We start from the raw sequence: 12,780 nt of genomic DNA, 5'->3' as shown, positions 1-12,780 counted from the left end.
GACACTTTTTGAACCAAAACTGGCATCGGTCGATTTTTCACGACCAGCCAACAGCGGAGCGGCCTTTGTCCCTCTTCCCCTTGTCCCTCAAAAGGGCCGCTCCGCTTAACACCCCCTGCGTTCTAAGCCCTTGATCGCCGTGCGTCTCCGGTGCACCGCGATCTTTGCAGTTTCGGGGTAAGGACACCCTTACTCGCGCGGTTGCTCGGGAAGGCGTAGCTTTCACGGGCAAGTACGGCTGACGAGCGGAAGATTTCGCCTGTATCCCATTTCCGAGTAAAAGACATAGCTGCCATGACCCTTCGCGTATCCCTTGTTTTTCTGGCATCCCTTCTGCTCATCTCCGTGCTTGCAACGCTCTCCAGCTCTGCCGATGCCTACGCCGTCTCACAAGACGCCGAAGATGCGCTGTCGTCCGTCCGGATGATGTCCACCGGGCCGCTCAACGTGATCGTCTTCGAGCTTTCGGGCCGCTAGGCGCGCTGTGCCACCAATGCGCGGTGCACGTCCGGGGCCCCGGCCAGCACCCCGTCCACCTGCGCGCTTTGGCCGTTGAACCGAAGGGGTGCCCCCCGACTATCGGTTGCCAGCCCCCCGGCCTCTTCAATGATCAGCGCGCCTGCGGCAATGTCCCATTCCCAGGTTGGGCGAAACGTCATCATTCCATCAAAGCGACCTTCCCCGACCAGCGACATGCGATAGGCCAGCGATGGGCGGTAGGCGCGTCCGATATCCGGTACGCCGCGCGGCCAATGCTCCGGTGTGAGGTTGGCCTTGGTGGTCAGGAACGTGGCCTGTTCGGGCGTGCTGGCTTCTGTGACACGCGTGGATTGGCCGTTCAGCGTTGCACCATGGCCCCGCGTGGCGGCGTAGAGCTTGCCGCGCATCGGGAGGAATACCACCCCTGCCGTCACCTGCCCCCGATGCACGACAGATAACGAATGCGCAAAGCTGCGTTGCCCGTCGATAAAAGCGCGTGTGCCATCGATCGGGTCGCAGATGAACACCGTTTCGGCCGATAGGCGTCTGGGGTCATCTTCGGTTTCCTCCGACAACCAGCCGTAATCGGGCCGCGCGCCAAGCAGGGTCTCGCGCAGCATGGTGTCGATGGCGATATCGGCCTCAGTCACGGGCCCTTCGGCGCCCTTGTCCCAGATCTGTGGGTTGCGTTGGAAGTATTGGCCAGCAATGTCACCGGCCCGTTCCGCTGCGTTGATCAATAGAGACAGGTCGTCTTCAGGCCCCGGCAATCGTCAGTCCTTCGACAAGCAACGAGGGGACAACACGGCTGAGATGCACGCGCGCGTCGTTGGCCGGAACGATGGACCGCAGCATGTCCTTGAGGTTGCCCGCCACCGTGCATTCGTTGACAGGATAGGCAATTTCGCCGTTCTCGACCCAGAAGCCCGAGGCGCCGCGCGAATAATCCCCCGTCGTTGCGTTGATCGAGGAGCCGATCATCGACGTGATCAAAAGGCCCGTGCCCATCTCCGCCAAAAGCGCGCCGCGCGTCAGATCGCCCGCGGTCAGGCGGACGTTGCCGATGCTGGGGGATGGCGGATTGCTGGTGCCGCGGCCCGCGTTGCCGGTGGACGGCATCCCCAATTTGCGCCCGGTGGCAAGGTCGAGGGTCCATCCGGTCAACACGCCGTTTTCCACGATGGCGCGGTTGCGGGTCGGCAGTCCCTCCGCATCAAACGGGCGGCTGCCTGAGGTCCGGGGGCGGTGCGGCTCTTCGGTCAGCGACAGATCTGCAGGCAGCACTTGCTCGCCCAACAGGTCCCGCGCCCAGGACGATCCGCGCGCGATGGAGGTGCCGTTGGTCGCCGACAACAAATGCCCGATCAGCGCCGAAGAGACGCGTTCATCGTAAACCACCGGGAACGCCCCGGTCGGCGGTTTGCGCGCACCGGCGCGTTCGACGGTGCGCTCGGCGGCGGTGTGTCCGACCACTGCCGCGGGCATCAGATCGTCCAGGTGATTGCGCCCGTCGCCAAAGTGATCGCGCTCCATCCCGGTGCCTTCGCCGGTGATCGCCACGCAGAACGTGCCGTGATCGGTGCGGGAATAGCCACCGGCGAAGCCGTTCGATGCGGCCAGATGGATGCGATGACGGCTATAGGCAGCCCCGGCGCTGGACACCTGACTAATCCCGTCAACAGCCAGGGCTGCGGCTTCTGCCTCAAGGGCGCGCGATTCCAGAGCCGCGGGATCGGGGTCCTCACCAAGGTCGACCAAATCAAGCGCATCGCCATCGCGCATCTCGGAAAGCGCGTCGGGTTCGGCCAGCCCGATATGCGGATCCTCCGGCGCAAGCCGCGCCATGGCGACGGCGCGTTCGGCCATCTCGGTCAGCGTGCTGGATTCGATATCCGACGCAGAGACGCAGGCCTGCCGGTGGCCCACCATGACACGCAAGCCAATCTCTACCCCTTCGGATCGCTCGGCCAACTCAAGCGCGCCGTTGAGAACCTCGATATGGATCGACGTGCCATCGATGGCGATCGCATCCGCTGCATCGGCTCCCGCTTTTTGTGCGGCGGACAGCAACGCTTCGGTCAGCGGTGCGATTTCGGAATGGCTCATGGATGGTCCCCGGCGCTGGTGATGCCTTCGACCTAGGGCGCGGCCCGGCGGCATGCAAGTGGAACGGCCCGATCCGTAAGGAACCGGGCCGCGCGCAGGCGCTCTGGGGTTGCTGTCATTGCAGCGGGATGCCGTTGGCTGTGATCGAGCCGTCTTCACCGAATTCTATGCTTGTCTCCAGCGTGTCGGGAGCCGCACCGGGCCGGGCAAAAGCATTGGCCATGCCACGAACGAAGGCACCCTGTTCGGCCGGCACCATGCCGCCCGCGATCAGCGCATCGAGCAATGCATTCCCGCCGGACAATTGCAGATCAGCAGCACCCGCCGGCATCGGGATCAATTGGCCAGGCGCAAAACTGACATCTGCGGTACCGCTCAACTCTGCTCCACCGACGTCAAGTCGCAACTCGTTGACGCTGAGCCCGCGCAGCTCACCAGGCGGGCCGGTCATGGTTTCTGGATCGATGCTGATTAGGTCCACGAACAATTGCACCTGCCCCGTCGCATCCAGGATCAGGCTTGCAGGATCACGCGGGATGGCGTTGGTTGGGTCAATCATCGCCCAAAGGCTGTCGCCCAGGGCTATGTCCTCATATGCGATCCGCGCCATGACATCTTGCGGCGCGTCCCCCGCGGACAAGGGGACCGCAATTGTGGCTTCGGAGGAGGCAACCGAGAGATCAATCGGCACCGGAAGATCCATTGCAGAAATCCGCGTTTGCATTCCCTGCCCGGCGATCTCGTAAGAGATTTCGGTTTCGCTCATCCCAAAGCCGAGACGCCCGCCCGCGTTGGTGTAGGTGATGGCGAATTGCTCGTCGACGTCGACGAATTCAAACTCCAGTGCGAAGGAATCGTAGGACGTGGTTCCGTTCAAATCCAATCCGTCCGGCAGTGCGCCGTCGGCCTCGCTCAGAGCAGCAAGCGACAGGAACGTGCCAGCGCTCGTTCCCTGCGCCGCGCCCATCACCATCCCCATCTTCAGGCGCCCGGTCTCACCCGGTGGCGGCAAGACCTCAAGCGCCATCTGCATCCTGCCAATTCTGCCCGTGCTATCAAAACGCATGGTTTCGGGGGTGTCGCCGGTCACCGAATAGGTGCTCGCCATATCGGAGATAACCATGTCCAGATCGATGGTCGGTGGCTCACCCCCGCCGCCCCAGATCGCGCCGTCGGTCAGCGTCAGACGGTCGGCTGCATAGGTATAGGTGCGATTGCCGGGCTCGCCCGACACCTGCAGGTCCAGCCCCTCGTGGCGCAGTTGCAGTTCGATGTTGGCCGGCGGGTCGCCGGCGTCGACCTCGAAGGTAAAGGTCGTGGAGTAAAGCTCCGAATAGGTGACCGACACCGTGCCATCGGAATTCTCCGTCATCTCGATCTCGTCAATGGCCCCTCGGGTCGAAAATCCGTCCTCCTCGGCTGTTGTTGTAAAGTTCGACAGCGTCAGCCCGGTTTCGGTTTCCGTGACCGTGGCGCTCACGGACTGACCGGTCAATTCCGCTTGTGCCTGCCATTCGGCCCAGAGGTCGGCGGCGAGGGTCTCGGCAAATGCCGGGGTGGCCGCCAAAAGGGCGAGCGTCGAAAGAGAGAATGAAAAACGGGTCATCACGGCATCGGCTCCATCAGCGGTACAGCACTGCCCATAGCGTCGGCCTCCGCGTCTGTTGGGTCAAGTCAGGATCGTGAAAAGTCTGCTTCCGGGCGCGCGAGCGGTCGAAGGGTCTGGTCCCCACGCCGCTGGGACGGTAGGTCTGGCGTGACAGAAATGACTGACGCAGAAGGGGATAGCGATGTCTCATGTCGTATCGGGAAAGGTTGTCGCGATCACGGGGGCGAGCCGCGGGATCGGCGCCGCTGCAGCCCGCGAATTTGCGGATCTGGGCGCCAAGGTCATTTTAATGGCACGTGGGCGGGATGCGATTGTCGAATTGGCCGGCGAAATCGGCGACGCGGCCTTGGCCGTGCCCTGCGATGTGACGCGTTATTGGGAGGTCGAGGCCGCCTTTAACGCGGCGGTCGAAACCTTTGGTGCACTTGATGTGGTCATCAACAATGCGGGCGTCATTGAACCAGTCGCGCGGATTGATGCGTCTGATCCAGAGGCCTGGGCACAGGTGATCGACATCAACCTGAAAGGCACCTTCAACGGGGCCCGCGCGGCCTTGCCGTTGATGGCAGGGCGGGGCGGGACGATCATCGGGATCTCGTCCGGGGCGGCCACCAATGCGCTTGAAGGTTGGTCGCATTATTGCTCGTCGAAGGCGGCGGCGCTCATGCTGACGCGCTGCTTGCACAAGGAAGTTGGCGATCAAGGCATCCGCGCGCTCGGCCTCAGCCCCGGGACCGTGGCCACGCAAATGCAGCGCGACATCAAGGCGTCCGGCATCAACCCCGTCAGCCAGCTGGAGTGGGAAGATCACGTGCCCCCGGAGTGGCCGGCCAAGGCCCTTGCGTGGATGTGCACGGCGGAGGCGGATGCATTCCTCGGCACCGATATCTCTCTGCGGGATGAAGGCATTCGGTCAAAGGTGGGCCTGATTTGATCGAGGTCAACGATCAGGACGGCCTGCTGATTGTGACGTTGAACCGCCCGGATAAGGCGAATTCGTTGACCGAGGCCATGCTGTCGGACCTGGCGGAGGTGGTGGAAGGCGCGGATCCCAAGGCCCTGATTCTGATCGGCGCCGGGGAGAAGGTCTTTTCTGCCGGGGCCGACCTTGAGGAAGCCCGTGCGGGCCTTGCGACATCACCGCTGTGGGAGCGCGTCTCGGGCGGGCTGGCGGCTATGCAATGCCCGACGATCGCGGCCCTCAACGGCACGTTGGCAGGTGGGGCGTTTGGTATGGCGCTGGCTTGTGATGTGCGGGTGGGGGTTTTGGGGGCTTCGTTTTTTTATCCGGTGGCGCGGTTGGGGTTCTTGCCGCAGCCGTCTGATCCGGGAAGACTTGCGGCTCTGGTGGGGCCAGCGCGGGCGAAAATGTTGTTGATGTCGGGGGCGAAGTGGACGGCGGAAGAGGCGCTGAATTTTGGCCTTATCGAACGGCTCGTGACGCGGGAAAACCTGATGTCCTCGGCGCGGGGCTTGTGTGAACCGGCGTTGCAGGGGGATGCGGCGAACGTCCGGGCGATCAAGGCCATGGTCCGCTGATCCCGGGCGCTCCTCCTACCTGCGGCTGTCCGCGCAGCCTAGCGGTTTTTCCACGCGCGGCGTCCGCCGGCGGTTTTGGAATGGAAATCCGGGGGGCGCTTGCGGACCCATTCGAAGAACTTCTCCAACCGAGGATGGCCACGCAAAGCCTCGGGTGTGTTGTAGACGCGGGCCAATTCGGCCTCGGACAGGGTGGCATGAATTTCGTTATGGCAGATCTGATGCAAGAGCACCGTCGGCCCGCCTTTGCCGCCGCGCAGTTTCGGCACAAGGTGGTGCAGGCTTTGCGGCGCGCCCGGCGGGATCGGGCGGTCGCAAAGCGGGCAGATCGGGACGGGTTCCATGGATGACAACAATGGGGTGAGCGCGCGCCAAGACAAGGTCGATGCACTGGTTGTGGGCGCAGGGCCCGCGGGGCTGATGGCGGCGGAAACGCTTGCGGACGCTGGGCGTAAGGTTCTGATTGTAGAGGGCAAACCTTCGGCGGGGCGGAAGTTCCTTATGGCGGGGAAGTCGGGTCTGAACCTGACGAAGGATGAGGAATTGGGCCGGTTTTTCGCCGCCTATGGTGCGGCGGCGGATTGGCTTTATCCGATGATCGCCAAGCTTGATCCGGTGGAGATCATGGCCTTTGCCGAGGACCTTGGACAGCCGGTTTTCACAGGGTCCACGGGGCGCGTTTTCCCCAAGGCGATGAAGGCCTCGCCGCTGCTGCGGGCGTGGTTGCAGCGGATTGACGCGGAGTTGCGGTTGCGCTGGCGGTGGACCGGGTTTGATGGCGATGGGCTGGCATTTGAGACGCCGGATGGCGCGCGGGTTCTGCACCCGGCGGTGACGGTTTTGGCACTGGGCGGCGCGTCCTGGGCGCGGTTGGGAAGCGACGGGGCCTGGGCCGATTGGTTGGCGGAGAAGGGCGCCGAGATGGCTCCATTCAAGCCCGCGAATATGGGATTTGAGGTGGATTGGTCCGCGCATATGACGCCGCATTTCGGCGCGCCGTTGAAGAATATCGCCCTGATTGCAAATGGAAAACCGGTGAAGGGCGAGGCGATTTTGTCCGCGCGCGGATTGGAAGGCGGCGGGATTTACACCGTCTCGGCGGCGGTGCGCGACGGCGCGAGGTTGTCGATTGATCTTTTGCCGGGGCGTGATGCGGCGGAGCTGACCCGGCGACTGAAGGGGCGACCAAAAAAGCAAACACTTACAAAGGCTTTGACCAAACTGGGGCTGGATGAGGCGAAGCGCGCGTTGTTGCAGGAATTCGGGCGACCCCTGCCGGAGGATGCCGAGGCGCTGGCTGATCTTATCAAGGCGCTGCCGGTCAAACACCGCGGCCCGCGCCCGATGGACGAGGCGATTTCGACGGCGGGCGGAGTTATGCAGGAGGCGGTCACATCTGGCCTTATGCTTCGGGCCATGCCCGGTATACATGTGGCAGGTGAAATGCTGGATTGGGAGGCGCCGACGGGCGGCTACCTGATTTCCGCGTGCCTTGCGACGGGGCGTTGGGCGGGGGAACACGCGGCGCGTTGGAGGCCGTGAAACAGTCCAAATTCGGGGTGAATTTTTCTGTAGTTTTTCTGTAGTTTTTTTGTAGTTCTTCCAAAATCACACGAAGCCTGACGTGGCCGCTTTCAGGCGCCCTGCTTCAGGGCGCGTTCAAAGGCAGGCCGGGCGCGCATCATATCGTTATGGGCGATCAGGCGCGGGTTCGTGACGTCGAATTTCGCGTTGGCCGCCCACCCCATGCAATGGCTGAGCAGGATATCGGCGATGGTGATGTGATCGCCCGCGACGAAGGGGCCATCGGGGTTCATGCGGGCCGCGACGGCATCTTGATTGCGGGCGAATTCCCATTTCAGAGAGTCCTTCAACGCGGCCACGCGATGTTCTTCGGGGAGGATGAAGCTGTGTCGGGCGGCGGCCCAGAGGATGCCGTCGATCTCATCGTTGACCTGATGGGTGAAGGCGTCTTGCGTGGCGCGCGCAAGGGTGCCCGCGGGGGCGGTCAGTTGCCCATGTTTGTCAGCGAGAAAGGTCATGATTGCGACGCTGTCGGGGATCATCTGCCCGTCGGCGACCATGAAGGGGACCTTGCCGGTCGGGTTCACGGCCTTTGCCTCGGGTGAGCGCGGGGCGGCTTCGATAAAATCGTAGTCCACGCCCAGTTCTTCGAGCGTCCAGAGCACCCGCATCGCGCGGCTGCGCACGCTTCCGTAAACCTGATAGGTCATCTGCGTCCCCTTCCCGGCAACATCGCCAGCCGGATCAATGTGCGTTCCATCACCGCCATTTGCGGTGCTGCGCTGTTTGAGCGCAAGCTGAGGTCGGTTTCCACCAACATCGACAGGGCGGATTCCAGCGCGTCGCGGCCCCAGCGGCCGGCTTGGCGAACCATGCGATCGCGGCGCGGGCCAAAGACGGGCGGGCGCATCGCTTGCAGGCCCGCCGCCGGGCCGTTCGGATGGCTGGCGGCCATGTGCAGCGCGCGGAAATGGCGCAAAGCGGCGATGCAAAGCGAGACCGGGGTGGTGCCCTGTTGTTTCAGCCGGTTGAGGATCGGGCCGATGGACCCGGTCTCGGCCTCGGCGGTGGCGTGGAGGATGTCGTCGAGTTCCGCTTCGCGGGTCAGGGGGGCGACGGCGTCGATATCGGCGGACGAGACAGGCGTGGCGTCGCCGCGTTTGTAGAGGCCGAGTTTGTCGATCATCTGCCGGAAATCGCCGGGCGGGACGGCGCGCGCGAGGCCTTCGAGATCGGTCATGGCCTCGCGGTCGGGGGCGGAGAGGCCCGCGTCGCGCAGCCAATCCTCGATCTGGGCGCGGTCGGGGGGATCGTCGTAGATCGCGGCGGCATAGGCGGTTTTCGAGCCCTCGAACACCTTGCGCAGCGCGGATTTCGGGGTCAGGCGCCCGGCGGTGGCGACGATTTGCGCGTCGCCATCGGCCCATTCGCCGAGCGCCGTGGCGAAGACTTTCGAGAGGCCATCGGTGGCGCCGTCGACCAGCACCGCGCGCGGTCCGGGGAAGAAGCCAACGGCCTTCACGGCATCGAGAAGGGCGGCCCCATCGGAGCGCAGATCGGCCCCGGAAAGGCGGGTCAGGCGCATCTCTTCCTCGGCGTTGGGGCCGAGCAGGGCGGCCATCAGGTCTTGCCGTTTGAGGGCGACGCGCATGGCGTCATCGCCGAAGATCAGGCAGCCGGCGGCGGATTGATCGGGACGTTTGAAATAGGTGTTCGCGTCGCGCGTGCTGAGCTTCATGGCCAGGTGGCGGCGCCTGCGAAGAGGCGGGTGACAAGTTGATCGGCGAGTGCCACGGCAAGGCGGTTCTCGGCATCGCGTCGCGCGGCGGCGGTGGCGACGGGCGACGCGGTGGTGGCATAGGCGGTGAAGGTCGAGACCTCGCCCTGATCGACGATCTGGCCGGTGGACGCGAGGCGGACCGTGTAGGCGAGCGATCCGAGCACGTTGGTCCGTTCGATCGTGTTGGTTTCGTCGATGGCGATGTCGCGTTGCCCGGTGTTGATGACGTAGTCGAGGTCATAGGTCGCGCCGAAACCGATGCGGTCCTCGAGGCGCGAGAGCACTTCGAATTCCAGCCGCGTGTCGGGGTCGGCGACGGAGATCTGGTTGCGGATCACATTGCCCGCGCCGCCGGGCCCGTAGACGGGCGTGAAATTGCACGCGGCCAGGGGCACGAGCAAGGCCAGCGAGAGGGCGAGGCGGTTAAACAACGACATTCACGATCCGGCCGGGCACGACGATGAGTTTTTTCGGGGCGCCCCCGGCGAGCGCCTTGACCACAGCGTCGTCTGCCAGCGCGATCTTTTCAACCTCTTCCTTCGGGGCGTCCTTGGCGATTGTGATTTCCGAGCGGCGTTTGCCGTTGATCTGGATCGGCATGGTGACGGTGTCGGAGGTCAGCATGGCGTCGTCGGCCTTGGGCCAAGGGGCGTTGGCGATCAGGCCGGTTTCGCCCTGCTGCGCCCAGATATCTTCGGCGAGATGCGGGGTGAAGGGCGACATGAGCTGCGCCAGCGTCAGGATCGCCTGACGTTGCGCGGCATAAGAGGCTTTGGATTTCGAGAGCGTATTGGTGAAACCGTAGAGCTTTGCGATGGCGGCGTTGAAGCCGAAGCTTTCGACGCCCATTGTGACGTCGTGGATCGCCTTGTGCATGGCGCGCAGGAGGTCGTCGTCATTGTTGCCCGGTGCGTCGCGGTCCATTTGCGCGATACGGTCCGACAGGGCCCAGACGCGGCCGAGGTGCTTGAACGCGGCCTCGGCCCCGGCGGCGGTCCATTCGACGTCGCGCTCGGGCGGGCTGTCGGACAGGACGAACCAGCGCGCGGTATCGGCGCCGTATTGGTCGATGATCGCGACCGGGTCGACGACATTGTTCTTGGATTTGGACATTTTGGCGGAGGGAACGATCTCGACCTCTGTGCCGTCCTTGAGAAAGCCCGAGCCGTCGCGCAGCGCGACCTCTTCGGGGTAGTGATAGACGGGGCGGCCATTTGCGTCCGTCGTCTTGTAGATCGCGTGGGTGACCATGCCCTGGGTGAAGAGCGCGTTGAACGGCTCGATGGATTTCGCGGGCAGGTGGCCGGTCGCGTGCATCGCGCGGGCAAAGAAGCGCGAGTACAGAAGGTGCAGGATCGCGTGTTCGATGCCACCGATATATTGATCGACGTTCATCCAATACTCGGCCTCTTCGCGCGCCGTGGGTGTGTCCGCGTGGGGCGAGGTGAAGCGGGCGAAATACCATGACGAATCGACGAATGTGTCCATCGTGTCGGTTTCGCGCCGCGCGGGCTTGCCGCAGGCGGGGCAGGGCACATCGCGCCAGGTCGGGTGCCGGTCGAGCGGGTTGCCGGGCACGTCGAAACTGACGTCCTTGGGCAGTTCGACGGGCAGGTTTTCCTTTTTCTCGGGCACCACACCGCAGGATTTGCAATGAACGACGGGGATCGGCGCGCCCCAGTAGCGCTGGCGGCTGAGACCCCAATCGCGCAGGCGGAACTTGGTGACGCCCTGGCCCACGCCTTCGCCCTCGCAGAAGGCGATGGCCGCGTCGATGGCGGCAATGCCGGTCTGTACCTCTTCACCTGCGAATCCGGCGACATAACGGACGGGTTCGGTTTTCGGCGGCACATAGGCCTCGCCGCCGTCTTCGGGACGGGTGAAGCCATCTTCGCTGGCCTCCGGCACATAGGTCGATACGATAGGCAGATCGTATTTGCGGGCAAACTCAAGGTCGCGTTCGTCATGGGCCGGACAGCCGAAGATCGCGCCGGTGCCGTAATCCATGAGGATGAAATTGGCGATATAGACGGGCAGTTCTGCGGCGGTGTCGAAGGGATGGCGCACGCGCAGGCCTGTATCGTGGCCGAGCTTCTCGGCCCTTTCGATGGCTTCGGCGGTGGTGCCGCCCTTGCGACATTCGGCACAGAAGGCCGCTATGGTGTCGTCCTTGGCCTCCAACTCCTTGGCGATGGGATGATCGGGTGAGATGCCGACGAAACTTGCGCCCAGAAGCGTATCGGGGCGGGTGGTGTAGACCTCGACCCGGTCATGGCCGCCCACCGCATCGACCAGACCGAAGGCGAATTGCAGGCCGCGCGACTTGCCGATCCAGTTTTCCTGCATCAGGCGCACCTTGGCGGGCCAATCGTCGAGCCCGTCCAGCGCCTCCAGCAATTCGTCGGCCATGTCGGAGATCTTGAAGAACCACTGCGTCAGTTCGCGGCGCTCAACCTCCGCGCCCGAGCGCCAGCCCTTGCCGTCGATGACCTGTTCATTGGCCAGAACGGTCATATCGACCGGATCCCAGTTCACCACGGCGTTCTTGCGGTCGATGAAACCGCCTTCCAGCATGTCGAGAAACAGCGCCTGCTGCTGGCCGTAATACTCCGGGTCGCAGGTGGCGAACATGCGGGACCAGTCGATGCCGAAGCCGAGCGGCTTCATCTGTTCGACCATTGTGTCGATGTTCTGATAGGTCCAATCGGCGGGATGCCCGCCCTGCGCCATGGCGGCGTTTTCGGCGGGCATGCCAAAGGCGTCAAACCCCATCGGATGCAGGACGTTGTGCCCGGTGGAGAGTTTGTAGCGCGCGATCACGTCGCCCATCGTGTAGTTGCGCACATGCCCGATATGGATGCGGCCCGAGGGGTAGGGAAACATTTCGAGCACGTAATACTTGGGCTTGTCGGCGGACATGGTCGCAAGGAAGGTCCCGGCCTCTTCCCAGGCTTTTTGCCATTTTGGCTCGATCTCGGCGGGGGTGTAGCGGGACATTTCGATGTTCCTTGGAGGGATGGACGCAAAAAAGCCGGACTGAAACCAGCCCGGCGTGTGTTTAGGCGGACGTTTGCCTGCGGTCTAGAGGCGCCCATCCGCCACGCGTAGCTGCCGGGCGCGGGTGAGGATGGCGTCTTCGACCTGGCGCGCGGTGGCGCGGCTGACCGCGCCGCCATTGCGCCCCTGCAGGGCCACGCGCAGCGAGCGGGCCTCCAACGCCGGGTCGGTTACGAACACGGTCGCACGGTAGGCGCGGCTGCCGCCGGGTGGGGTGGCGAACCCATAGGACAGAATGCCGGTGAACGGATCGGCGGCTTCGAGCGGCATGAAATCGAGGATCTCCTGCGCGGCCTGCCAGAGGTAGCTGTTGACCTCGACCGTGACGGACGGGTCCTCGTTCCCGGTGAAGAGGTCGAAGATCGTTTCGCGGTCGGGATCCAGAAGCAAGCCTTCGCCCTGCAACCGCTCCGCCTGCCGGTCGGTGTCGTTGGCGAAATTACCGGTGCCACCACAGGCCGCCAGCAGGGCCAGCACAGCCGTGGCGCCGACAAGGTTTCCAAAACGCATCGTCATAGTGATCACCCAGCCCATCATTCGTGTGCTCTTCTACCCAAGCGCATGTGGCGCAGCAAGGGCTGGCGGCTGCGGGTCCGGTCGCGTGGCGAATCCTTAACGTGTGGTTCGGGGAGTGCGGCGGGGCCTGAGGGAATCGAGTCCGGCCAGGCCGTCGATTCGAGGCGCG

At 64.0% G+C, this 12,780-nt stretch carries 13 protein-coding genes; 4 read left to right on the top strand and 9 right to left on the bottom strand.

Annotation, left to right across the window (positions count from 1 at the left end):
* Nucleotides 1–294: 294 nt before the first annotated feature.
* Entirely contained in the window at nt 295–477 is a 183-nt protein-coding gene (locus tag V8J83_RS16435) for a hypothetical protein (protein ID WP_339987520.1), read from the top strand.
* Here V8J83_RS16435 and V8J83_RS16430 read toward each other — a convergent pair.
* From V8J83_RS16430 to V8J83_RS16420, 3 genes are all read right to left on the bottom strand, one after another.
* Nucleotides 474–1,250, bottom strand: coding sequence for an inositol monophosphatase family protein (locus V8J83_RS16430; RefSeq protein ID WP_339987519.1), 777 nt, complete (start codon nt 1,248–1,250; stop codon nt 474–476). The two genes, V8J83_RS16435 and V8J83_RS16430, sit on opposite strands and share 4 nt — an antisense overlap.
* Complete coding sequence (locus tag V8J83_RS16425) at nt 1,237–2,586, bottom strand: TldD/PmbA family protein (RefSeq protein ID WP_339987518.1); 1,350 nt, start codon at nt 2,584–2,586, stop codon at nt 1,237–1,239. Before V8J83_RS16425 ends, V8J83_RS16430 begins: the two co-directional genes overlap by 14 nt.
* 115 nt (nt 2,587–2,701) lie before the next feature.
* A complete protein-coding gene (locus tag V8J83_RS16420) occupies nt 2,702–4,192 on the bottom strand; it encodes a DUF2125 domain-containing protein (RefSeq protein ID WP_339987517.1) in 1,491 nt (496 codons plus the stop codon).
* Between the two features lie 184 nt (nt 4,193–4,376).
* Here V8J83_RS16420 and V8J83_RS16415 point away from each other — a divergent pair, with 184 nt between their 5' ends.
* A complete protein-coding gene (locus V8J83_RS16415; protein WP_339987516.1) occupies nt 4,377–5,129 on the top strand; it encodes an SDR family oxidoreductase in 753 nt (250 codons plus the stop codon).
* On the top strand, nt 5,126–5,734 hold the full coding sequence (locus V8J83_RS16410) for an enoyl-CoA hydratase/isomerase family protein (RefSeq protein ID WP_339987515.1): 609 nt from the start codon (nt 5,126–5,128) through the stop codon (nt 5,732–5,734). Before V8J83_RS16415 ends, V8J83_RS16410 begins: the two co-directional genes overlap by 4 nt.
* Nucleotides 5,735–5,772: 38 nt before the next feature.
* Here the strand turns inward: V8J83_RS16410 and V8J83_RS16405 are convergent, their stop codons facing one another.
* Nucleotides 5,773–6,078 (bottom strand): HNH endonuclease family protein, encoded by a 306-nt coding sequence (locus tag V8J83_RS16405; protein ID WP_339987513.1) that lies wholly within the window; start codon nt 6,076–6,078, stop codon nt 5,773–5,775.
* On the opposite strand from V8J83_RS16405, the gene V8J83_RS16400 reads away from it, so the two are divergent.
* Nucleotides 6,077–7,276 carry a BaiN/RdsA family NAD(P)/FAD-dependent oxidoreductase gene (locus tag V8J83_RS16400; RefSeq protein ID WP_339987512.1) on the top strand — a complete coding sequence of 400 codons (1,200 nt, stop codon included), beginning with the start codon at nt 6,077–6,079 and terminating at the stop codon, nt 7,274–7,276. The genes V8J83_RS16405 and V8J83_RS16400 overlap by 2 nt on opposite strands.
* Before the next feature lie 92 nt (nt 7,277–7,368).
* Here the strand turns inward: V8J83_RS16400 and V8J83_RS16395 are convergent, their stop codons facing one another.
* The 5 genes from V8J83_RS16395 to V8J83_RS16375 all read right to left on the bottom strand — a co-directional run bounded on the left by V8J83_RS16395 (nt 7,369) and on the right by V8J83_RS16375 (nt 12,605).
* Nucleotides 7,369–7,968, bottom strand: coding sequence for a glutathione S-transferase family protein (locus V8J83_RS16395; RefSeq protein WP_339987511.1), 600 nt, complete (start codon nt 7,966–7,968; stop codon nt 7,369–7,371).
* On the bottom strand, nt 7,965–8,996 hold the full coding sequence (gene holA / locus V8J83_RS16390) for a DNA polymerase III subunit delta (protein ID WP_339987510.1): 1,032 nt from the start codon (nt 8,994–8,996) through the stop codon (nt 7,965–7,967). Before holA ends, V8J83_RS16395 begins: the two co-directional genes overlap by 4 nt.
* Nucleotides 8,993–9,475 (bottom strand): LPS assembly lipoprotein LptE, encoded by a 483-nt coding sequence (lptE, locus tag V8J83_RS16385; protein WP_339987509.1) that lies wholly within the window; start codon nt 9,473–9,475, stop codon nt 8,993–8,995. The genes holA and lptE overlap by 4 nt, the downstream gene beginning before the upstream one ends.
* The gene (gene leuS, locus V8J83_RS16380; RefSeq protein ID WP_339987508.1) at nt 9,462–12,035 is read right to left on the bottom strand and encodes a leucine--tRNA ligase; all 2,574 of its coding nucleotides are present in this window, start codon (nt 12,033–12,035) and stop codon (nt 9,462–9,464) included. The genes lptE and leuS overlap by 14 nt, the downstream gene beginning before the upstream one ends.
* A gap of 84 nt (nt 12,036–12,119) precedes the next feature.
* A complete protein-coding gene (locus tag V8J83_RS16375) occupies nt 12,120–12,605 on the bottom strand; it encodes a DUF3576 domain-containing protein (RefSeq protein WP_439649798.1) in 486 nt (161 codons plus the stop codon).
* Nucleotides 12,606–12,780: the final 175 nt, after the last annotated feature.

It is taken from the genome of Gymnodinialimonas ulvae (assembly GCF_037543845.1).
Taxonomy (GTDB): Bacteria; Pseudomonadota; Alphaproteobacteria; order Rhodobacterales; family Rhodobacteraceae; genus Gymnodinialimonas; species Gymnodinialimonas ulvae.
This window is presented reverse-complemented; position numbering and strand designations above follow the sequence as displayed.